Below are 21,125 nucleotides of genomic sequence, written 5' to 3' on the forward strand. Positions count from 1 at the left end.
ATTTTATTTAATTAAAGCAAGCTCAGGCTTGCTTTATTTTTTCTCAATAAGAATAAAAATGAATATACAAACTAAATTTATTTTATTTCTCAGCTCATCATTATTTCTTACTTCATATTCTCTTGCTGAGGAAAAATCTCCTCAGCCACATGATGGGCGTTTAGATGAACAGCTACATTTGGCTAAACCAAATTTGCCACAAAAAACACCCGCACTTTTGACGAATAATAATCCGTCAAAATTATCGATTACAAAAGAAGAATTAGCGAAACATCCAGATTTGATTATTCGCGGTCTTATTCCTGCCGTATTACAAAATAATGGTGAAGTAGTACAGCTTTTGTTACCGCTATATCAGCCTTTACCTAAAAAAGATCCATTTTTGTTAGAATGGGCTGAAGCGATTAATTTACGAGAAAAAGGACATTTTTCTGATTCCGTTAAAGCCTACCGACACTTATTTTCACAAAAAACTGATCTTTTACCTTTACGCTATCAATTAGCTCAAGCCTTGTTTCTGAATAATGATAACGAGGCGGCAAAAGATCAATTTCAAAAGTTAAGAGCAGAGCAAGTTTCTCCTGATTCCGTAAAAATAATTGAACAATATCTTTCTGCATTGAATCAACGAGATCAATGGAAAATCCAAGGTGGATTTAGTTTTTTAAATGAAAGTAATATCAATAATGCACCAAAAGCAGGCACCAAAATTGACAACTGGACAGCTTGGGAAAAAGAAAGTGCCAGAGGATTTTCGTATTTTGGGAATGCTGAAAAGAAATGGTCATTACCTCACAACTACTTTACAAAATTATCCTTGGAAGGTAGTGGGAAATATTATTGGGATAACAAGAAATATAATGAATTTAACGCGAGAGCTGGTGTGGGTCTTGGATACCAAACTGCACGATTTGAACTCTCATTAATGCCATTTACTGAGAAGCGTTGGTATGCGGGCGGCTCATCTGGCGGAAATACGATGAAACAATACTCTAAAAATTCAGGTGCTAGATTGGATTTATCCAATTGGCTAAATGAAAAATGGCAAATTTCGACCGCACTTGAGTATGGTGAACAACGCTATGAAACTCGTAAACATTTAAATGGAAATAACTATCTAGCTTCCGCTACGCTACTTTACCTGGCGAAAAGTGGACAATATTGGTTTGGTGGCGTTGATTATAATCGCGAAAATACTCGAGATTTAGATAACGCTTATCAACGAAAAAATGTCCGATTAGGATGCGGGAAAGAATGGAAAGCGGGAATATCAACTCGTTTAATCCTGAATTATGCACAACGTGCCTATAAAGAAAAAGATCTTATTGGTATTCGCCAGAAAAATAAGGAATATGCATCAGTATTTACTATCTGGCATAGAAACTTTCATATCTGGGGAATCACACCGAAATTATCTTGGTCGTATCAAAAGGTAAGCAGTACTCATCCTTTTTATGAATATGATAAAAATCGAATTTACTTAGAAATCAGCAAAACATTTTGAATTATTCAAAAAAGTTGTAAGATTAGCAAACATAAGGGGCGTATAAAATATATGCCCCTTATACCATTCAAAAATATACTTTCACTTATAAAAATTTTAAGGAAGAAACATGACATTAAAACAACGTTACCAACAAGCGGCCAAGGAAGCTAGTTGGGCATTAGGTCTATCTATTTTATATGTGATAGGTTGGTGCTTATGTGCTTATTTGCCTAAAGAAACTCAAGGGCCGATTGGTTTCCCCCTCTGGTTCGAACTCTCTTGTATTTATTTGCCTATTCTGTTTATTGTAATTGGCCATTGGATTATCAAAATTATTTATCAAGATATCTCTCTTGAAATCAAGGATGAGGAGAATCAAAAATGAATTTAGGTATTATTCTCCCTTTAATTATTTATCTTGCATTTATATTTGGTGCTGCGATTTTCGCTTATGTAAAACGAACCAAAGGCGATTTCCTAACGGAATATTATGTAGGTAATCGCTCGATGACTGGTTTTGTTCTTGCAATGACAACCGCGTCAACTTATGCCAGTGCAAGTTCTTTTGTAGGCGGCCCTGGAGCAGCTTATAAATATGGATTAGGCTGGGTATTACTTGCGATGATTCAAGTCCCAGCAGCGTGGCTTGCATTAGGCGCATTAGGTAAAAAATTCGCGCTATTATCAAGAGAAACCAATGCGTTAACGATTAACGATCTTTTCCTTTATCGTTATAAAAACAAATATTTAGTCTGGCTATCAAGCCTTGCCCTTCTTCTCGCATTTTTTGCGGCCATGACCGTGCAATTTATTGGTGGTGCGCGTTTATTAGAAACAACCATAGGTATTTCTTATACTCAAGCATTGCTCTTATTTGCTTTAACGGTAGGTATCTATACATTTATCGGGGGGTTTCGTGCCGTCGTACTCACGGATACCATTCAAGGTACTGTCATGATTTTAGGTACTATTATTCTCCTTGTAGGAACCATTTATGCGCTCGGTGGGGTAGAAAGTGCGGTTAATAAATTAACTGAAATCGATCCTGCTTTAGTCACGCCTTACGGGCCAAATGGAATGCTAGATTTTCAATTTATGGCTTCCTTCTGGGTGCTCGTCTGTTTCGGTGTCGTCGGTCTTCCACATACTGCTGTTCGATGCATGGCATTTAAAGATAGCAAAGCCTTACATAGAGGCATGCTGATAGGAACAATTGTTCTTTCCATCATTATGTTCGGTATGCACTTAGCCGGTGCACTTGGTCGTGCAGTGATTCCAAATTTAACCGTATCAGATCAAGTAATTCCAACTTTAATGCTAAAAGTCTTACCACCTATTATTGCCGGTATTTTCTTAGCCGCACCAATGTCAGCAATTATGTCCACAATTGATGCGCAACTTATTCAATCTTCTTCTATTTTTGTAAAAGATTTATACCTTTCTACGAAACCAGAAGCAGCAAAAAATGAGAAAAAAGTAAGTTATTTTTCATCTATTATTACTCTGATTTTGACCGCACTTTTAATCTTTGCTGCACTCAATCCACCAGATATGATTATTTGGTTAAATCTGTTTGCCTTTGGTGGACTAGAAGCCGCATTTTTATGGGTGATTGTGCTGGGTATTTACTGGGATAAAGCAAATGCTTATGGTGCGTTAAGCTCAATGATTATCGGCTTGGGAAGTTATATCTTGCTCACTCAACTTGGCATAAAATTATTTAATTTCCATCAAATCGTACCGTCATTAGTATTTGGATTAATTGCCTTTTTAGTGGGTAATAAATTGGGCGAACGTCGTATTGAAAAAACTCAATTAAAAGTTACCGCACTTTAAGCATTAATCAATATGCTGTCACCTTCTTCTAAATGAGAGGAAGGTGATATTTAATTTTCTCACTTTCAGCAATTTCTACGCTAAAACATAGAATTGGAACAATTCACAGGGATACATCAATGCTCTATCAAATTCTTGCGCTACTTATTTGGAGCAGTTCATTAATCGTCGGTAAACTCACTTATTCGATGATGGATCCTGTGCTTGTTGTGCAAGTGCGGTTAATTATTGCAATGATTATTGTCATGCCACTCTTTTTACGCCGTTGGAAAAAAATTGATAAACCAATGCGTAAACAGCTTTGGTGGTTAGCATTCTTTAACTATACCGCCGTATTTTTATTGCAATTCATCGGACTAAAATATACATCTGCGTCCAGTGCAGTCACCATGATTGGGCTAGAACCGCTGCTCGTTGTATTTGTCGGGCATTTCTTCTTTAAAGACAAAGCGAAATGGTTTCACTGGCTATTCGGTGCAATGGCATTTATTGGCGTGGCGATTTTAATCAATGGTGGAAAAAATAATGAAGGCATTGATAACATCAGTTTATTCGGCTGTTTATTAGTACTAAGTGCTGGGATCATTTTCGCTGCCGTATTACGTTGGACACAGCGAGTTGTGGCCAAAGTCTCAACGCAAGCCTATACTTCCGTCAGCATTGTACTTGGGACAGTCACAACGTTACCATTTACACTATTACTCACAGAAAACTGGCAAATATCATTAAATTCTACGGGTATTGCTGGTTTATTATATCTTGCCATTGGCTGTAGTTGGCTTGCCTATTGGTTATGGAATAAAGGCCTTAATAGTGTGGATGCCAATATCTCCGGTATTTTAGTTGCACTTGAACCGCTATTCGGCATCTTATTTGCCGTATCATTACTTGGCGAAACGCTGTCATTTTCAGCCGCACTTGGTATAACAATCATCATGCTAGCTACACTTGGTTCGACTTTACTGCCGAAACTTTTGAAAAAATCGGTATAATACGCCCCATTTTATGAAATAAAGGATAAAACAAATGGCTTGGATTCAAATTCGCCTAAATAGCACCAATGAAAAAGCAGAACAAATGAGTGATTTTTTAGAAGAAATCGGCTCCGTTTCTGTGACTTTTATGGATAGTCAAGATACACCGATTTTTGAGCCTTTGCCTGGTGAAACTCGTTTATGGGGCAACACCGATGTTATTGCGTTATTTGATGCAGAAACAGATATGGCAGAAATCGTTCGATTATTAAAAGAAGCGAAACACTTAGATAGCAATACGGCATACAAAATTGAACAAATAGAAGATAAAGACTGGGAGCGCGAATGGATGGATAACTTCCACCCAATGCAATTTGGTCAGCGTTTATGGATTTGTCCAAGTTGGCGTGATGTGCCTGATGAAAACGCCGTCAATGTGATGCTCGACCCAGGTTTAGCGTTTGGTACTGGCACTCATCCTACAACGGCACTATGTTTAGAATGGCTAGATGGCCTTGATTTAAAAGATAAAACCGTCATCGATTTTGGTTGTGGTTCAGGCATTTTAGCTATTGCATCATTAAAACTTGGTGCGAAAAGTGCGGTGGGAATTGATATCGATCCACAAGCAATTCTAGCCAGTCGCAATAATGCCGAGCAAAATGGCGTTGCAGATCGCCTACAGCTGTTCTTATCTGATGAAAAACCCTCTGATTTAAAAGCTGATGTCGTGGTGGCAAATATTCTTGCTGGCCCTCTCAAAGAACTTTACCCAATCATTAGTCAACTTGTTAAACCTAATGGCGTTCTTGGTTTATCGGGCATTTTAGAAACTCAAGCTCAATCGGTATGTGACGCCTATACGCAAACATTTACGTTAGAGCCTGTCGCAGTGAGAGAAGAATGGTGCCGAATTACGGGTAAATTAAAAACGCTTTAATTTCTTTTTGTCAATCAAAAAAAGTGTATTTTTTAAACAAATTTCACTTTGCAAAGTAAGGCAAAATGCGTATTATAGCCAGCCTTGTCGGTCGTCGACCAGTTCGACACTAATTAGATTTAGGCTTGCTAGGAAGGTAACGTAAAATGCGAATCGGTTCATACCAATTAAGAAATCGTGTTTTACTTGCACCAATGGCGGGTATTACCGACCAGCCTTTCCGTCGTCTTTGTGCATATTATGGTGCTGGACTCACATTTTCAGAAATGATGTCCACAAATCCGCAAGTTTGGCATACTGAAAAATCCAAATTGCGTTTGGCACATAGCGAAGATTTAGGTCTCAATGCCGTGCAAATTGCAGGCAGTGATCCACTAGAAATGGCACAAGCTGCGGCTATTAACGTGGAATATGGCGCACAAATCATTGACATTAATATGGGGTGTCCTGCCAAAAAAGTAAATCGCAAACTCGCAGGCTCTGCATTGTTGCAATTTCCAGATTTGGTGGAAAAAATCTTGCGAGAAGTAGTGGCAGCCGTCAATGTGCCGGTGACCTTAAAAATTCGTACAGGCTGGGATAAATCTAATCGTAACTGCGTTCAAATCGGCAAAATTGCAGAACAATGTGGCATACAAGCATTAACAGTGCATGGTCGTACACGCGCTTGTCTTTTTGAAGGTGAAGCGGAATATGACAACATCAAAGCCGTTAAACAAGCGATTGCCATACCGGTTATAGCCAATGGTGATATTGATTCTGCTCGGAAAGCAAAATTCGTTCTCGATTATACCGGAGCGGATGCCATTATGATCGGCCGTGCTGCGCTAGGTAACCCTTGGCTATTTCAAGCTGTGGAAAACCTAATTGAGCATGACTCGATAAGCCAAATGCCAAGTTTAAACGAAAAGTGCGGTCAAATTTTGCGTCATATTCAAGAATTACATCAATTCTATGGCGAACAAAAAGGCTATCGCATTGCGCGTAAACACGTGGCTTGGTATTTACAGGGAATTCAACCTGATTCCGTTTTTAAACAGACTTTTAATGCAATTAGTGATCCAAAAGAGCAACTTATTGTATTGGAAGATTTTTTCAATTTAATTTTGGATAAAGAAAAATGTTAGAACAACAACGTAATCCTGCTGAAGCCTTAACGGTATCAGTATTAAATGCGCAATCACAAGTGACCAACAAACCATTACGCGATTCAGTAAAACAAGCATTGCGTAATTATTTAGCGCAATTAGATGGTCAAGATGTGAATGATCTTTACGAATTAGTATTAGCGGAAGTTGAACACCCGATGTTAGATATGATTATGCAATATACTCGTGGTAATCAAACCCGTGCAGCAAATATGCTTGGTATCAACCGTGGTACATTACGTAAAAAACTAAAAAAATACGGTATGGGCTAAGTTATACGTTTTTTTAGATAGAAAAGGGCGAACATTTTTATGTTCGCCCTTTTCATTCAATCAGATAAAGCACAAGCTATAACCTGTGCTTTAAATTTATCTTAAAATCAACCGCACTTTATTCTACGGTGACGGATTTCGCTAAGTTACGAGGTTGATCTACATCAGTACCTTTAATTAAAGCCACATGATAAGAAAGCAACTGCATTGGAATAGTATAAAAAATCGGTGCAACAATATCATTGACTTTTGGCATCGTGATGATTTTCATTCCTTCACTTGGTGTAAAGCCCGCTTCTTTATCAGCAAATACGTATAATTGGCCACCACGAGCACGAACCTCTTCAATGTTCGATTTTACTTTCTCTAATAATTCATTATTTGGTGCCACAACAATTACTGGCATATCAGCATCGATCAACGCTAATGGACCATGTTTCAATTCTCCAGCCGCATACGCTTCAGCATGAATATAAGAAATCTCTTTCAATTTCAAAGAGGCCTCTACGGCAATTGGATAAAATGCACCACGACCTAAGAAAAGCGCATGATGTTTTTCAGCAAAATCTTCAGCCAATGCTTCAATTTCTGTATCAAATGCTAACGCTTTTTCGATTTCCGCAGGTAAAGATTGCATTGCTTTGATAATTTCATGCTCTTTTTCTGCAGAAATATGACCTTTAACTTTACCAAGTGCCGTCACCAACATTAATAACGCAGCGAGCTGTGTCGTAAATGCTTTTGTTGATGCCACTCCCACCTCAACACCGGCACGAGTCATAAATGCAAGATCTGATTCGCGTACTAGCGAAGAGCCTGCCACATTACAAATTGTTAAGGCCGCCATGTAGCCCTTTTCTTTCGCTAAACGAAGTGCAGCTAAAGTATCGGCTGTTTCGCCAGATTGAGAAAGTGTAATCAATAAGCTATTTGGACGGGTAACAAATTTGCGATAACGGAACTCTGAGGCAATTTCAACATCACAGCTCACTCCAGCCAAAGATTCAAACCAATAACGCGCCACCATACCTGCATTATAGGATGTACCACAAGCAACAATTTGAATATGCTCAACTTTTTCTAAAATGCCTTTTGCACCATTGCCAATTGAATCGACGATCACATTTTCATGATTGATACGCCCTTCCATTGTATTGATAAGTGCGGTTGGCTGTTCGTAAATTTCTTTCTGCATAAAATGACGGAATTTACCTTTCTCTGCCGCATCATTTTCAAGATTAGATTCGTGAATTTCACGCTCAACTTTATTTCCGTACGTATCATAAATATCAACTGTACGGCGTGTAATTTCTGCAATATCCCCTTCTTCTAAAAAGATAAAACGGCGGGTAACACTTAAAAGCGCAAGTTGATCTGAGGCTAAGAAATTTTCACCGATACCTAAGCCAATCACTAGCGGACTGCCAGAACGAGCTGCGACTAAATGTTCAGGATAACGGCTGTCCATTACCACCATACCATATGCGCCCGTGAGTTGTTTTACTGCTTTTTTCACAGCTTCTAAAAGTGAATCCGTGCTACGCATTTCCCACTCAACGAGGTGAGCGATCACTTCAGTATCTGTTTGTGATAAAAAGACATAACCACGAGATTTTAGTAATGCTCGAAGTTCCTCATGATTTTCAATAATCCCGTTATGTACTACGGCAAAGGTACCTGACACATGTGGATGAGCATTGGTTTCCGATGGCTCACCATGCGTTGCCCAACGAGTATGCGCAATCCCTGTACCACCAATCAATGGTTTCTCCGATACAGCCTCATCTAATGCTTTAACCTTACCTAAGCAGCGCACGCGTTGTAATTCATAATTTTCATTTACCACTGCTACGCCTGCAGAATCATAACCACGATATTCCAAACGATGTAAACCATTAATTAAGATTTCCGCTACATCACGTTGCGCTACCGCGCCGACAATACCACACATAAGCTTTCCTTACTGTTCATTAAATAAAAAATACGTCTATTTTTTAACCGCACTTTATACGCAAATTACTTCTACGCCATGAGCCAAAATGGCTTGTTTATCTTGTTCTGATAATCCCGTATCAGTAATAAGCACATCAATTTGTTGCCAAGTTAATTCTAAATTTGGCATTTTCCGACCAATTTTCTGAGATTCCACCATCACAACAACTTCACGTGAAACTTCCGCCATCACCTGGCTTAATCCTACAAGTTCATTAAAAGTCGTAGAGCCTCGCGCTAAATCAATGCCATCCGCACCAATAAAAAGTTGGTCAAAATCGTAAGAACGCAGCACCTGTTCAGCTACTTTTCCTTGAAACGATTCCGAACGAGTATCCCAAGTTCCACCAGTCATCAGCAACGTTGGCTCATTTTCTAATGCTCTCAATTCTGTTGCCACCGAAAGTGAATTCGTCATGACCACTAAGCCTTGTTTTAAATTAAGTTGTTTAATCAGAGCCGCCGTAGTACTACCGCTATCTACGATAATACGGTTATGATCGCGAATACGCTCGGCGGCGGCTTTTGCTATGACAAACTTTCGTTTCATAAGTTCATCATTTTCGTTTTCATCCATAATTTCTTTTGGCATTAAAATTGCGCCGCCGTATTTACGCAATAAAAAACCATTTGTTTCTAGCGCACTTAAGTCTTTACGAATAGTCACTTCAGATATATCAAAAAGCTGCACTAGCTGTTCTACGCTCACTTCACCTTGTTCTTGTAAAAGTTGCATAATAGTATGGCGACGTTGTTTAGTATTACGAGACTGGCTATTTTTTTTCATTAAGCTATCTTTAGATAAAAAAATTTCGATTCAAAAGTTTATGCAAGTAATATTGTTTTGTAAAGTAAATTTTAGGTAACAAAAAACCCTGCTCACTAGCAGGGTTTAAAATCATTCAAATATTAATTATTTAATTGCGTCTTTTAATGCTTTACCAGATACGAATGCTGGTACTTTAGATGCGGCGATTTTAATTTCAGCACCAGTTTGTGGGTTACGACCAGTACGCGCTGCGCGTTTATTTACTTTGAATGTACCGAAACCGATTAATTGTACAGGCTCTTCTTTTTTAAGACTTGCTGTGATTGCATCTAAAGTAGCTTCTAATGCAGCCTTAGCTTGTTTTTTATTTAATTCTGCTGCGCTTGCAATCGCATCAATTAGATCTGTTTTGTTCATAAATTTGTACCTTCTGTTAAAAGAAAAATTTTACTATTTAAATACGCCAGCGGGCTTTACCGCAATAGCTTTGCAAAGGATAATCTAACTTTCAAAGAAATAAAAGAAAGATTTTCATTTTTTGTGACAAATATCACATTATTGATGGAATTCTATACCAATATTAGATATACCTTCAGCTCTAATTTCATTCTTTAAGCCTAAAATTAAAGCAATATCTCGCTTTTCACACTCTTTAAGCAAACGATAAACTTGCCATTGTATATCTAATTCACCTTGGATCTCTTCACTTTCTTTCAATTCATGTTCAGTCCAATCTCGTCCTGTTTCAGTTTCTAGCAAACTCGTGATTGTACCTAAAGAAATTTGACTAATTTCAACCGCTCTTTCTAAGGTTTCGCCCGCTATGATGCCGTGTAATATCTCTGAAAGAGATTGACACGCATCTAACGCTGGAATAACCCCAAAACTATTATAATCATTTACATCAGGAATAATTTCTTCTAATTTTTCAAGCTGACTCTCAAAATTGATTTTCGCATCTTTTACGGTTAAATATTCCCATACTAGATTAAGTATGTTTTGATAAACCTTTACTTCCATTTCAAGATTATTCATCTGACAGAATAAATTGAAATTAGGTGCCATTCGTTCACATAATGCAGCCATAAAAGTAAGATGTTGCCAACTTTCTAAATTCTCCAAACGTTTATGAATTGGATTTCGCATGATATTCTCTTATTTATGATAGATTCTAGAATAATGGTGCACCGCATCTACAAAAACTTTAGGTGCATTTTCTGGCACATCTTGATGAATTCCATGCCCAAGATTAAATACATGACCACTTCCAGTACCAAAATCAGCTAAGATTGATTGAACTTCTTGTTCGATACGCTCTGATGATGCATACAATACGCTTGGATCCATATTACCCTGCAATGCAACTTTATGCCCTACACGTGCTTTAGCATCAGCAAGATTCACTGTCCAATCTAATCCAATCGCATCACATCCGGTATTAGCTATGGCTTCTAACCATAAACCACCACCTTTGGTGAACAATGTTACGGGGACTCGACGACCATCATTCTCACGAATCAATCCATCTACAATTTTATGCATATACTGAAGAGAGAAATCTAAATATTCTCTATGTCCCAACACTCCGCCCCAAGTATCAAAGATCATCACAGCCTGAGCGCCAGCCTTAATTTGGGCACTCAAATAAAGCGTGATGGAATCAGCCAGTTTATCGAGTAATAAATGAAGTGTTTTCGGATCAGAATACATCATTTTTTTGATTTTTCCGAAAGTCTTACTTGAGCCACCTTCTACCATATAAGTAGCTAATGTCCAAGGACTACCAGAGAAACCAATGAGAGGGACCTCGCCTTTTAGCTCACCACGAATTGTGCGTACAGCATTCATAACATATTGAAGTTCTTCCTCAGGATCTGGAATAGGTAAATTTTCTACCGCGCTTTTACACTCAATTGGTCGGGCAAATTTAGGACCTTCCCCCGCACCAAAACTTAAACCTAGCCCCATAGCATCTGGAATAGTCAAAATATCAGAAAATAAAATCGCAGCATCTAAATCATAACGACGAAGCGGTTGGAGCGTCACCTCACAAGCTAAGTCAGCATTGCGACAAAGTGACATAAAATCTCCTGCTTGGGCACGCGTCGCTTTATATTCAGGCAAATAACGTCCAGCTTGACGCATCATCCAAACAGGGGTGTAATCCACTGATTCACGTAATAAAGCTTTTAAATAACGATCATTTTTTAATACTGACATTTAGATTTCCTTCTGATTATCCTCTGCTCGACAAAGCTCAAGCGTCGCATGTATAAGTTTATGTGCGATAGTACCTGTTGGCGGTAATTCTGGCAAGAGTTGATCATAAGAAAACCACTTCGCATCATGAATTTCACTTTCCTGCAAAGTAATTTCACCGCTCTCATAATCAGCAAGAAAACCGACCATTTGAGAATTCGGAAATGCCCAAGGCTGGCTACCAAAATAACGAATATTTTTTATCAAAATCCCTGTTTCCTCAAAAACCTCTCTCCGCACCGCTTGTTCAAATGTTTCACCGACCTCTACAAAACCTGCAAGAGTGGTATACATTCCTCCGTTCGGGTGATAATGACGCTTGTGATTAGCAAGCAATATTTCTTTGCCACGTCGAATTGCAACAATAATGGATGGGCAAATTACAGGATAAGTTCGATACCCGCAGTGAGTGCATTGCACGGCAAGCTCTTCTTGAGTTTGTTGTGTTTTATGACCGCACTTTCCACAGAATTTATGGGTTTTCAGGAAATGATTAATTTCCACACCTCGGCTTAATACATGGAATTCATCCTCTGGTAGTGAAAGTAATCCACGTAAACTTACATATTCCCGTTCATCACTTTCTTGCTCAGCCACAAGCCGTAACGGATGATTTTTCCATTCCCCGATTTGCATTGCCTGCAATCCTTCCATTCCAAGTGTTTTAGCCGTACCACAAGGCAACTCATTATTCAGCAAATAAAGATTCGAACCTTGAGTAAGCAACCAATAACCAAAATCATCTGGATGAAGTGTTTTCATTTTTTACTCCATAAAAATAACCGCACTTTCAAAGTGCGGTTATTATAAATCTTCTTTTTACCACTCACTAATAATAAGAGTGCTCTCCACGCTGATGTTCGGTTACATCTTTTGCACCTTTTAATTCATTAGGGAATAGGCTAATAAGTTGTTTTTCTACGCCATCTTTTAACGTAACGTCCACCATTGAGCAACCATTACAGCCACCACCAAATTGTAAAATTGCGTAACCATCTTCAGTAATTTCAATTAAGGTTATGCGTCCACCATGACTTGCAAGCTGTGGATTAATTTGAGTTTGTATCACATATTCAACACGTTCAATTAATGGCGCATCATCAGCCACCTTACGCATTTTGGCATTTGGTGCTTTTAAGGTAAGTTGCGCACCAAGTTCTTCAGTAACATAATCAATTTCTGCTTCTTCTAAGAAAGGCAGGCTGACCTCATCAATAAATGCAGAAAAAGTGTCATATTTCATTTCAAAATCACTTTCTTCTACGGCATTCGGTGGGCAATAAGATACGCCACATTCCGCGTTGGGTGTGCCTGGATTAACCACGAAAATACGAATATTCGTTCCTTCTTCTTGCGTGTCTAAAAGTTTTCGAAAATGCGCTTGTGCGGCATCAGAAATAGCGATTTGCTGGGTTGCTTGTTCCATAATATTATGTCCTAAATACTTGAGAGAAAGTATCGGGAATAATACGCTCATCGCGCTTTTTTTTCCAGTGCTTTATATTAAGCCCGCGCCAGCCCCCACACTTGGATCTCCTCTACACCTAATTTTCGCAATAATTTTGAGATTTCATTGAGTGTAGAACCAGTAGTAATTACATCATCCACCAGCGCGACACGACGATAAGGAAATTCATTTTTCGAAACAGCAAGAGAAAAGGCATTTTTTAAATTCTGACGACGATCTTTTGCACTCAAACCACGTTGGGGATGCGTGTGTCTCACGCGTTTTACGATATTATTCAAATTAGGAATATCCAGCCAACGACTTAATTGCTGAGATAATAAATCAGCCTGATTATAACTCCGTCGCCACTGACGAAAATGATATAAAGGCACAGGAATGATTGCTTCTGGCAATTTAAGTTGATGCGTTCGTTTAGCATCACGCACCGCAAGATATAAAAGCCGAGCCAAAGTGCGGTCAATCCAAAATTGATTTTGAAATTTAAAACGGTGAATCAATATAGAAAGTGGCTCAACATAATGCCCAATAATGACTATCTTATCCCAACTAGGTTCTTGTTTAAGGCAATTACCACAATGCTGCGCATAATATTGCAATTCCGAACCACAATGACCGCAATAAGGAAAAGATTTAATTTGTTTTTGGCAACGTGAACATAGCCCATTTTTTGCGACATAAAGATTGCCACGACAGTGGATACAGCGAAAATTAAAAAAATTCATCATCTAAAAAAGTTATTTTTTACCCGCACTTTTTTGCTTCAAAGCATCTAACGTTTCTCCTGCTTTTAAAATATGCGGCGTCACGAAAATCACTAGCTCACGTTTTTGATGTCGTTCACTTTCTTTACTAAACAATCGTTTAATCCCTGGTATATCGCCAAGTACTGGCACTTTATCTTCGCTTTTTGTGATCGTATCGTGGAACACGCCGCCAAGCACAATGGTTTCCCCATCTTTGGCAAAAACTTGAGTATTAATTTCTTGCTTATCAATAGAAACCACCTCGTTTTGTCCATAAGCGACACGAGAACCTGGGGAATTTTGGCTCACCAATAAATCAAGCAAAATATTGTTATCTTTAGAAATATGTGGTGTCACTTCCAAACCTAGCACTGCCTCACGAAATTCCACAGATTGCGTATCGTTACGAGTATTGCTCACAACATAAGGAATTTCTGTTCCCTGTTTAATACTCGCACTTTTCTTATTCGTGGTTAGTAAGCGAGGACTAGCGATAATTTCTACATTATTTTCACGCTCCAACGCACTCAATTCTAAATCAAGCAATCGCCCATTAATTTTCGCGACTTGTAATGCTATCGAGCCAGCAGGTGTCGTCGTTGTCGCAAAATTTACATTAAGATTATCCGCAATATTTTCAAAGCCATTACCGGCTAAGCTGCCGGCTACACGCGCAGCATTTTCCGTTGGATTAAAAATCCCCCACTGAACGCCAAGTTCTTTCAAACTCTCATCCGTAATTGTCACAATACGAGCTTCAATAGCGATCTGCTCAATAGGTTTATCCATTTCAGAAATTAATTTTTTAATATTTTGCACAGAACGAGGTTCATCCTGAATAACCAGTAAATTACTACGATCATCAAAGGTAATGCTCCCTGCAGGCGAAAGCAACGATCCACTTCCTGTTGTTAAGGATTTCATTAATTCAGAGGCTTTAGCAAAATGGAGTTTTACCGTATGGCTCACTAAGTGCAGTTCATTTGTAGCAAGATTTCCTGCAACTTGACCTTTGCCTGATAGCCCTCCATTCAGATAATAAATACCCTCATCTTTATTCAAAGTAAGCTTCTTACTTTTAGCGATTATTTGTAGCAAACGTGGCATGTCAATATTATCTAATTTCAAAGAAATATTGCCTTCTAGCGTCTCATCCATCACTAAATTGACGTCATGTTGGAAAGCTAATTGCTCCAGAGTTTGAGCTAAAGGCGCTTGCGACAAACGAATAAAAAAACGTTCGTTATCAGTTTTGGGGTTAGCAAAAACGATTAATGGCAACCAAAAATACATTAAAAAACAACCGCACTTTAAAAGATATTTCTTCATAATCTTCCTTTAAAAACTTAATTCTTTCTGTTCAGTGCTATCACATTGCTCACCGAGCTTACGCATAAATTGCACTTTATTTTGATGAATTTTTTCCACTAGATAGCCCTCTTTAGCCACATCAACGCCCTCTAAAACACTGTAAATTTGCAAATCCTGATCCTGCAATAACGCAAAGGCTTTATCTTTAGAAATCACTACGCCTACCAATTTTAAAGCGTTCAAAGGAATTTCAACTGCTTGGCGATTTTCATCCGCTCCACATAGATTATTAGGTACATCTGAGGAAATTATTTCTGTCTGTTCCATTACTGTTTGTGCGTTATCAAACTGAGAACTGTTACGCTGTGTTTTATCGAAAGGATCTTGTCCCCAACTACAATTCATAAAAAATAATATAATCAGGAAAAACCAATGTTTCATTTTGTCTCCTTATCTAGCTGAAAAATAATCTCGGTTTGCAATGGGCTGTCTTCGGGTTTCATAAATTGCAGCCGACTTACAGAAAGCTGTGACGTATTAGCTAAAAGTGCGGTTAAAAATGTCTTCGTTTTTTCAAAATGCCCTGTAAGCTGTAAATGCAAAATGGGCTGTTGCCCCATTTCCCAACGTAAATTCTGAGATAAACCGTTACGCGCAGCTAAACGTTGAATTTGTTTATTCAACGGCATAATTTGTGCAGCCTGTTCTGAAGAAAGTTTTCGACTTTCCGATTGCTGCTGTAAAGAAGTTAAAATTTTCTGTTGATGTAACAATTCTGAACGTTTCACCGCTAACTCATTTTCGATTTCATGAAAACGCGAGCTCCCCTCGATATAATCTAAAACGGGGCGAAAAATCACCACACTTAATAACAATAAAAAAGTTAAACCGTGCACATAAAAAGGCTGACTTAGCCATTTTCCAAAAGGAGTAAAAGGATCGTTAAAAAAGGCTTTCACTTTTCCTCTCCTTGCTCCATATCAAAGCGAAAAAACAATGTATGTTGTTCAGGCTGAACTTGACTTAATTTCACATTGGGAAAATGTTTATTTAAAAATTGATGTACCGATTCAAATTCTGTTTGATCTTGTGCTCGACCTTCCAAACTTAAGTTATAGGCATCTTGTTTAAATCGGTTTAATTCGCCTTTCTGAAGAGGCAATTCACTTAATTGCTGCAAACTATTTTGAACTTGTCTATTCGTGAGAGAGTGCAAAATTTCACCAACTTTCACAGCACTACGTAACTGTTCAATTTGCGTGGTGGTTTTGTAAAGTTGCTGATTAAGTTGTTCAAACGACTTTTGTTGTGCTTGCAAATTTTGTTTCTGTTGTTCAATCAAATTGCTAAAAGCCAACATTAAATTAATAGCAAGCAAGATAAATAAAGCGATATAAAAAGCTAAACGACGTAAACGCTTTTGATGTTGATAAGTACGCCAAGGCAATAAATTCATCGACATTTAGCTACTCACTTTTTGTTGATGTAAATCTTTTTGCCACAGCGCATTGCCAAGTGCGATAAAAGGTAAATCCGTTTCTACTCGCTGCCAGTTTTCTGGTAATGGCGTATGACTTGAAGGAATTTGATAAACAAAAATTCGTTCAATTTGCCCTTCAAAACGTTCGGTAAATTGCTCATAAAGTGCGGTCAAATTTTCATGAGATTGTAAAATTTGCGATTGCTGCGCTCTTTCACAAATCGCCAAGCAATAGTCATCTTCTTGAAATAAAAATAGGGTATTTTCTGACCGCACTTGCTCATTCAACAAATATTGAAATGCACGCAAGATGCTATGAGGAACAACATCTAACACATTAATTCTAAATGGTTGAAAATCCTGCAGATAAGTTTTAGCACTCGCCTCTCGAATGGCTGTAATCTCTAAACGGAAACCTTGCTTTAACGGAGTAGAAATATAATCAAACCACAATTCATCCAAAGGAATAGGCAACTCTTTCTCAATCACAAATTTACATTGTTGATGACATTCTTGCACATTTAATATTTGCGGCAACATTAATACTTTCGACCAAGTCAAGTGAGCAGAAATACTCGCCACAAACTGCAAAGAAAAGGTTTTCCCTTGAGATTGGTTTTTTAAATGTCGCAAAAAACGATTTTTTAAATCACTATCATTGATAGAGGCTTGATAACATTGTGGCTGTTCAAGTTCATCAAACCACACAAAATCAAAATAATCCTGCTTACAATGAACTCCGATTTGTAAAGTGCGGTGATTTTTCAGGGAGAATTGCATATTCTTTCCTATTCTTTAAAGACTGAATCTTTTATACTTAGCAGCCAAATCATAGGTCTCTTGACAAGAATATTCATTAACGAAGCGAGAATTTTACGATGCGGATCGCAAAATTAATATTTAGTACCCTATTAACTTTATGTATTTTAGGTTTAGTCGCAGGCGGAATGCTGTATTTCCACCTAAAATCAGAATTGCCCTCAGTAGAAGCATTAAAAACCGTTGAATTACAACAGCCAATGCAGATTTATACGGCCGACGGTAAATTAATTGGTGAAGTGGGTGAGCAACGACGTATTCCAGTGAAATTAGCAGATGTGCCACAACGCTTAATTGATGCATTTTTAGCGACAGAAGATAGCCGCTTTTACGATCACCACGGATTAGACCCTATCGGCATTGCCCGAGCATTGTTTGTTGCAGTGAATAATGGTGGCGCATCACAAGGTGCAAGTACGATCACCCAACAATTAGCACGTAACTTTTTCTTAACCCCAGAAAAAACCATTATTCGTAAAGCTCGTGAAGCCGTGCTTGCGGTAGAAATTGAAAATACTCTCACTAAACAAGAAATCTTAGAGCTTTATTTAAACAAAATCTTTTTAGGCTATCGTTCTTATGGTGTTGCGGCTGCTGCACAAACCTATTTCGGTAAATCATTAAATGAATTGACGTTATCGGAAATGGCCATTATCGCAGGCTTACCAAAAGCACCTTCAACCATGAACCCGCTTTATTCTTTAAAACGTTCAGAAGAACGCCGCAATGTGGTGCTAAGCCGAATGTTAGATGAAAAATACATCAGCAAAGAAGAATATGATGCGGCATTAAAAGAGCCTATCGTTGCCAGTTATCATGGTGCAAAATTTGAATTTCGTGCTGATTATGTCACTGAAATGGTACGCCAAGAAATGGTTCGCCGTTTTGGTGAAGAAAACGCCTACACCAGTGGTTATAAAGTATTTACCACTGTACTTTCAAAAGACCAAGCTGAAGCCCAAAAAGCCGTACGTAACAACTTAATTGATTACGATATGCGTCGTGGGTATCGTGGTGGTGCGCCTTTATGGCAAAAAAATGAAGCGGCTTGGGATGATGAACGTATTCTAGCATTTTTACGTAAATTGCCAGATTCTAACCCATTTATTCCAGCGGCTGTGGTTGGCATGGCAAAAGGTGGTGCAGATCTATTATTAGCATCCGGTGAAAAAATGACGCTCTCCACTAATGCAATGCGTTGGACTGGCAGAAGCACTCCTGTAAAAGTAGGTGAGCAAATTTGGATTCGTCAACGCACTAATGGTGAATGGCAATTAGGACAAATTCCAGCAGCTAACTCTGCGTTAGTATCGCTTAACTCAGATAATGGTGCGATTGAAGCTATTGTTGGTGGCTTTAGCTATGAACAAAGTAAGTTCAATCGAGCAACTCAATCCTTAGTTCAAGTGGGTTCCTCTATTAAACCATTTATTTACGCAGCGGCATTAGAAAAAGGCTTAACACTTTCTAGTGTATTACAAGACAGCCCAATTTCTATTCAAAAACCTGGACAAAAATTGTGGCAACCCAAAAACTCACCTGATCGTTATGATGGTCCAATGCGTTTACGCGTAGGATTAGGTCAATCTAAAAATATGATTGCTATTCGCGCTATTCAAACAGCAGGTATTGATTTCACAGCAGAGTTTTTACAGCGTTTTGGTTTTAAACGTGATCAATATTTTGCAAGTGAAGCCTTAGCGCTTGGCGCAGCCTCTTTCACACCATTAGAAATGGCTAGAGCTTATGCGGTGTTTGATAATGGCGGTTTCCTCATTGAACCTTATATCATTGAAAAAATTCAAGATAACACGGGTAAAGACTTATTCGTTGCAAACCCTAAAATTGCTTGTATTGAATGTAATGATATCCCTGTTGTTTATGGTGAAACGAAAGACAAAATCAACGGATTTGCGAATATTCCTTTAGGCGAAAATGCCTTAAAACCATCAGATGACAGTACAAACGGTGAAGAAGTTGATCAACAACCTGAAACTGTGCCTGAACTGCCAGAATTACAGTCAAATGTCACCGCACTTAAAGAAGATGCGATTGATTTAATGGCGGATGCAAAAAATGGTTCATCTAAAACTGAATATGCCCCTCGAGTAATCAGTGGCGAATTAGCATTTTTAATTCGCAGCGCCTTAAATACTGCGATTTATGGTGAACAAGGTTTAAGCTGGAAAGGCACCAGCTGGCGTATCGCACAAACTATTAAACGTAGCGATATAGGCGGTAAAACAGGTACCACCAATAGTGCAAAAGTGGCTTGGTATGCGGGATTTGGTGCAAACTTAGTAACCACAACTTATGTCGGGTTTGATGATAACAAACGCGAATTAGGTAAAGGTGAAGCGGGTGCGAAAACTGCAATGCCAGCTTGGGTCGCTTATATGAAAACAGCATTGAGCGATAAACCAGAACGTAAATTATCGTTACCACCAAAAATTATGGAAAAAAGTATTGATACGATGACTGGTTTACTCTCTCCATCCGGTGGACGAAAAGAATACTTTATTGTGGGAACTGAACCAACCCGTACATACGTTTCCGAAATGCAAGAACGCGGTTACTATGTTCCACCAGAATTACAACAACGCTTAAATGGTACTGGAGGCAAAGCGCCCGTGCCAGTTAGCCAGCCAGAAGAACTCTTCTAAAAATGACCGCACTTTAGTGCATAATCAGGCGAGTCAATGGGCTCGCCTTCGTTATTAAACAAAGGATATATTATGCTGAGTTATCGTCACTCATTCCACGCAGGCAATTATGCTGATGTCTTGAAACATATCGTCTTAATGCTCATTTTGGAAAATCTTAAACTCAAAGAAAAAGGCTTTTTTTACTTGGACACACACTCTGGTGTAGGTCGTTATCGTTTATCCTCAAACGAATCAGAAAAAACGGGGGAATATAAAGAAGGTATTGGACGCTTGTGGGATCAAACAGACTTACCCGAAGATATTGCTCGTTATGTAAAAATGATCAAAAAACTCAATTATGGTGGCAAAGAACTACGTTATTACGCTGGCTCACCGTTAATTGCCGCTGAATTGTTGCGCCCACAAGATCGCGCACTATTGACCGAGCTTCATCCTAGCGATTATCCAATTCTTCGCAATAATTTTAGTGACTACAAAAATGTCACCGTAAAATGTGACAATGGCTTTCAACAAGTCAAAGCAACACTACCTCCAAAAGAACGCCGTGGCTTAGTACTAATCGATCCGCCTTATGAATTAAAAGAAGATTATGATCTCGTTGTCAAAGCCATTGAAGAAGGCTATAAACGTTTTGCCACTGGTACCTATGCGATTTGGTATCCTGTTGTATTACGCCAACAAACTAAACGTATTTTTAAGGGATTAGAAGCAACGGGGATTAGAAAAATTCTAAAAATTGAACTCGCCGTTCGCCCTGATAGCGATCAACGAGGTATGACGGCAAGCGGTATGATAGTAATTAACCCACCTTGGACATTAGAAACCCAAATGAAAGAAATTTTGCCTTATCTCACAAAAACATTAGTTCCAAAAGGTACAGGAAGCTGGACGGTCGACTGGATTACACCGGAATAGAAAAATGAGCATCACCAGAAGATAACGCTCATTTTAATCAACTTAAC

General features: G+C 38.6%; 22 protein-coding genes. 9 read left to right on the top strand and 13 right to left on the bottom strand.

From position 1 onward, the window contains the following. The first annotated feature begins 58 nt into the window (after positions 1 to 58). The 7 genes from LIX50_RS05925 (at position 59) to fis (ending at position 6,656) form a co-directional block, all read left to right on the top strand. Positions 59 to 1,504 carry a surface lipoprotein assembly modifier gene (locus LIX50_RS05925; RefSeq protein ID WP_048952920.1) on the top strand — a complete coding sequence of 482 codons (1,446 nt, stop codon included), beginning with the start codon at positions 59 to 61 and terminating at the stop codon, positions 1,502 to 1,504. A gap of 109 nt (positions 1,505 to 1,613) precedes the next feature. Further along, positions 1,614 to 1,871 carry a YhdT family protein gene (locus tag LIX50_RS05930; protein WP_005634512.1) on the top strand — a complete coding sequence of 86 codons (258 nt, stop codon included), beginning with the start codon at positions 1,614 to 1,616 and terminating at the stop codon, positions 1,869 to 1,871. Beyond that, a complete protein-coding gene (gene panF, locus LIX50_RS05935; protein ID WP_048952921.1) occupies positions 1,868 to 3,322 on the top strand; it encodes a sodium/pantothenate symporter in 1,455 nt (484 codons plus the stop codon). Before LIX50_RS05930 ends, panF begins: the two co-directional genes overlap by 4 nt. A 119-nt stretch (positions 3,323 to 3,441) precedes the next feature. Then, positions 3,442 to 4,314, top strand: coding sequence for a DMT family transporter (locus LIX50_RS05940; protein ID WP_048952922.1), 873 nt, complete (start codon positions 3,442 to 3,444; stop codon positions 4,312 to 4,314). A gap of 34 nt (positions 4,315 to 4,348) precedes the next feature. Beyond that, the gene (gene prmA, locus LIX50_RS05945; RefSeq protein WP_048952923.1) at positions 4,349 to 5,236 is read left to right on the top strand and encodes a 50S ribosomal protein L11 methyltransferase; all 888 of its coding nucleotides are present in this window, start codon (positions 4,349 to 4,351) and stop codon (positions 5,234 to 5,236) included. A 146-nt stretch (positions 5,237 to 5,382) separates the two neighbouring features. Further along, entirely contained in the window at positions 5,383 to 6,363 is a 981-nt protein-coding gene (gene dusB, locus LIX50_RS05950) for a tRNA dihydrouridine synthase DusB (RefSeq protein ID WP_048952924.1), read from the top strand. After that, positions 6,357 to 6,656, top strand: a complete 300-nt coding sequence (gene fis / locus LIX50_RS05955) for a DNA-binding transcriptional regulator Fis (protein ID WP_009500196.1) — start codon at positions 6,357 to 6,359, stop codon at positions 6,654 to 6,656. The genes dusB and fis overlap by 7 nt, the downstream gene beginning before the upstream one ends. A gap of 118 nt (positions 6,657 to 6,774) precedes the next feature. Here the strand turns inward: fis and glmS are convergent, their stop codons facing one another. The 13 genes from glmS to LIX50_RS06020 form a co-directional block, all read right to left on the bottom strand. Further along, on the bottom strand, positions 6,775 to 8,607 hold the full coding sequence (glmS, locus tag LIX50_RS05960; protein ID WP_048952925.1) for a glutamine--fructose-6-phosphate transaminase (isomerizing): 1,833 nt from the start codon (positions 8,605 to 8,607) through the stop codon (positions 6,775 to 6,777). Between the two features lie 54 nt (positions 8,608 to 8,661). Further along, on the bottom strand, positions 8,662 to 9,435 hold the full coding sequence (locus LIX50_RS05965) for a DeoR/GlpR family DNA-binding transcription regulator (RefSeq protein ID WP_048952926.1): 774 nt from the start codon (positions 9,433 to 9,435) through the stop codon (positions 8,662 to 8,664). Between the two features lie 126 nt (positions 9,436 to 9,561). Continuing rightward, positions 9,562 to 9,834: an HU family DNA-binding protein gene (locus LIX50_RS05970; RefSeq protein WP_048952927.1), complete on the bottom strand. Its 273-nt coding sequence runs from the start codon at positions 9,832 to 9,834 to the stop codon at positions 9,562 to 9,564. Between the two features lie 138 nt (positions 9,835 to 9,972). Continuing rightward, a complete protein-coding gene (locus tag LIX50_RS05975; protein ID WP_048952928.1) occupies positions 9,973 to 10,563 on the bottom strand; it encodes a YjaG family protein in 591 nt (196 codons plus the stop codon). Between the two features lie 9 nt (positions 10,564 to 10,572). Beyond that, the gene (gene hemE, locus LIX50_RS05980) at positions 10,573 to 11,637 is read right to left on the bottom strand and encodes a uroporphyrinogen decarboxylase (protein WP_048952929.1); all 1,065 of its coding nucleotides are present in this window, start codon (positions 11,635 to 11,637) and stop codon (positions 10,573 to 10,575) included. Continuing rightward, entirely contained in the window at positions 11,638 to 12,438 is an 801-nt protein-coding gene (nudC, locus tag LIX50_RS05985; protein WP_048952930.1) for an NAD(+) diphosphatase, read from the bottom strand. Positions 12,439 to 12,505: 67 nt separating this feature from the next. Beyond that, on the bottom strand, positions 12,506 to 13,102 hold the full coding sequence (gene nfuA / locus LIX50_RS05990; RefSeq protein ID WP_005634545.1) for a Fe-S biogenesis protein NfuA: 597 nt from the start codon (positions 13,100 to 13,102) through the stop codon (positions 12,506 to 12,508). Between the two features lie 77 nt (positions 13,103 to 13,179). Beyond that, positions 13,180 to 13,866, bottom strand: a complete 687-nt coding sequence (locus tag LIX50_RS05995) for a ComF family protein (protein WP_048952931.1) — start codon at positions 13,864 to 13,866, stop codon at positions 13,180 to 13,182. 12 nt (positions 13,867 to 13,878) lie between these two features. Then, on the bottom strand, positions 13,879 to 15,216 hold the full coding sequence (locus LIX50_RS06000) for a type IV pilus secretin PilQ family protein (RefSeq protein ID WP_048952932.1): 1,338 nt from the start codon (positions 15,214 to 15,216) through the stop codon (positions 13,879 to 13,881). Positions 15,217 to 15,225: 9 nt separating this feature from the next. Beyond that, positions 15,226 to 15,639, bottom strand: a complete 414-nt coding sequence (locus LIX50_RS06005; protein WP_048952933.1) for a pilus assembly protein PilP — start codon at positions 15,637 to 15,639, stop codon at positions 15,226 to 15,228. Continuing rightward, a complete protein-coding gene (gene comC / locus LIX50_RS06010; protein WP_048952934.1) occupies positions 15,636 to 16,157 on the bottom strand; it encodes a competence protein ComC in 522 nt (173 codons plus the stop codon). The genes LIX50_RS06005 and comC overlap by 4 nt, the downstream gene beginning before the upstream one ends. Beyond that, positions 16,154 to 16,660, bottom strand: a complete 507-nt coding sequence (locus LIX50_RS06015) for a hypothetical protein (protein WP_048952935.1) — start codon at positions 16,658 to 16,660, stop codon at positions 16,154 to 16,156. The genes comC and LIX50_RS06015 overlap by 4 nt, the downstream gene beginning before the upstream one ends. After that, positions 16,661 to 17,458, bottom strand: a complete 798-nt coding sequence (locus tag LIX50_RS06020; protein WP_048952936.1) for a hypothetical protein — start codon at positions 17,456 to 17,458, stop codon at positions 16,661 to 16,663. It abuts the gene before it with no gap. 98 nt (positions 17,459 to 17,556) lie between these two features. Here LIX50_RS06020 and LIX50_RS06025 point away from each other — a divergent pair, with 98 nt between their 5' ends. Both LIX50_RS06025 and LIX50_RS06030 read left to right on the top strand, forming a co-directional pair. After that, complete coding sequence (locus LIX50_RS06025) at positions 17,557 to 20,160, top strand: penicillin-binding protein 1A (protein ID WP_226385912.1); 2,604 nt, start codon at positions 17,557 to 17,559, stop codon at positions 20,158 to 20,160. Positions 20,161 to 20,232: 72 nt separating this feature from the next. Then, positions 20,233 to 21,078 carry a 23S rRNA (adenine(2030)-N(6))-methyltransferase RlmJ gene (locus LIX50_RS06030; RefSeq protein WP_048952938.1) on the top strand — a complete coding sequence of 282 codons (846 nt, stop codon included), beginning with the start codon at positions 20,233 to 20,235 and terminating at the stop codon, positions 21,076 to 21,078. Positions 21,079 to 21,125 lie beyond the last annotated feature (47 nt).

Source organism: Haemophilus sp. Marseille-P9675 (assembly GCF_916862695.1).
Lineage (GTDB): Bacteria > Pseudomonadota > Gammaproteobacteria > Enterobacterales > Pasteurellaceae > Haemophilus > Haemophilus haemolyticus_K.

What these genes read in the sequence shown, in the direction of transcription:
- LIX50_RS05925 (WP_048952920.1), top strand. Translation starts at nt 59, where the DNA reads ATGAATATACAAACTAAATTTATTTTATTTCTCAGCTCATCATTATTT.
- LIX50_RS05930 (WP_005634512.1), top strand. Translation starts at nt 1,614, where the DNA reads ATGACATTAAAACAACGTTACCAACAAGCGGCCAAGGAAGCTAGTTGG.
- LIX50_RS06000 (WP_048952932.1), bottom strand. Translation starts at nt 15,216, where the DNA reads ATGAAGAAATATCTTTTAAAGTGCGGTTGTTTTTTAATGTATTTTTGG.
- LIX50_RS05940 (WP_048952922.1), top strand. Translation starts at nt 3,442, where the DNA reads ATGCTCTATCAAATTCTTGCGCTACTTATTTGGAGCAGTTCATTAATC.
- LIX50_RS06005 (WP_048952933.1), bottom strand. Translation starts at nt 15,639, where the DNA reads ATGAAACATTGGTTTTTCCTGATTATATTATTTTTTATGAATTGTAGT.
- LIX50_RS05975 (WP_048952928.1), bottom strand. Translation starts at nt 10,563, where the DNA reads ATGCGAAATCCAATTCATAAACGTTTGGAGAATTTAGAAAGTTGGCAA.
- prmA (WP_048952923.1), top strand. Translation starts at nt 4,349, where the DNA reads ATGGCTTGGATTCAAATTCGCCTAAATAGCACCAATGAAAAAGCAGAA.
- dusB (WP_048952924.1), top strand. Translation starts at nt 5,383, where the DNA reads ATGCGAATCGGTTCATACCAATTAAGAAATCGTGTTTTACTTGCACCA.
- glmS (WP_048952925.1), bottom strand. Translation starts at nt 8,607, where the DNA reads ATGTGTGGTATTGTCGGCGCGGTAGCGCAACGTGATGTAGCGGAAATC.
- fis (WP_009500196.1), top strand. Translation starts at nt 6,357, where the DNA reads ATGTTAGAACAACAACGTAATCCTGCTGAAGCCTTAACGGTATCAGTA.
- LIX50_RS05970 (WP_048952927.1), bottom strand. Translation starts at nt 9,834, where the DNA reads ATGAACAAAACAGATCTAATTGATGCGATTGCAAGCGCAGCAGAATTA.
- LIX50_RS06020 (WP_048952936.1), bottom strand. Translation starts at nt 17,458, where the DNA reads ATGCAATTCTCCCTGAAAAATCACCGCACTTTACAAATCGGAGTTCAT.
- LIX50_RS05995 (WP_048952931.1), bottom strand. Translation starts at nt 13,866, where the DNA reads ATGAATTTTTTTAATTTTCGCTGTATCCACTGTCGTGGCAATCTTTAT.
- LIX50_RS05965 (WP_048952926.1), bottom strand. Translation starts at nt 9,435, where the DNA reads ATGAAAAAAAATAGCCAGTCTCGTAATACTAAACAACGTCGCCATACT.
- nfuA (WP_005634545.1), bottom strand. Translation starts at nt 13,102, where the DNA reads ATGGAACAAGCAACCCAGCAAATCGCTATTTCTGATGCCGCACAAGCG.
- LIX50_RS06030 (WP_048952938.1), top strand. Translation starts at nt 20,233, where the DNA reads ATGCTGAGTTATCGTCACTCATTCCACGCAGGCAATTATGCTGATGTC.
- hemE (WP_048952929.1), bottom strand. Translation starts at nt 11,637, where the DNA reads ATGTCAGTATTAAAAAATGATCGTTATTTAAAAGCTTTATTACGTGAA.
- panF (WP_048952921.1), top strand. Translation starts at nt 1,868, where the DNA reads ATGAATTTAGGTATTATTCTCCCTTTAATTATTTATCTTGCATTTATA.
- LIX50_RS06015 (WP_048952935.1), bottom strand. Translation starts at nt 16,660, where the DNA reads ATGTCGATGAATTTATTGCCTTGGCGTACTTATCAACATCAAAAGCGT.
- LIX50_RS06025 (WP_226385912.1), top strand. Translation starts at nt 17,557, where the DNA reads ATGCGGATCGCAAAATTAATATTTAGTACCCTATTAACTTTATGTATT.
- nudC (WP_048952930.1), bottom strand. Translation starts at nt 12,438, where the DNA reads ATGAAAACACTTCATCCAGATGATTTTGGTTATTGGTTGCTTACTCAA.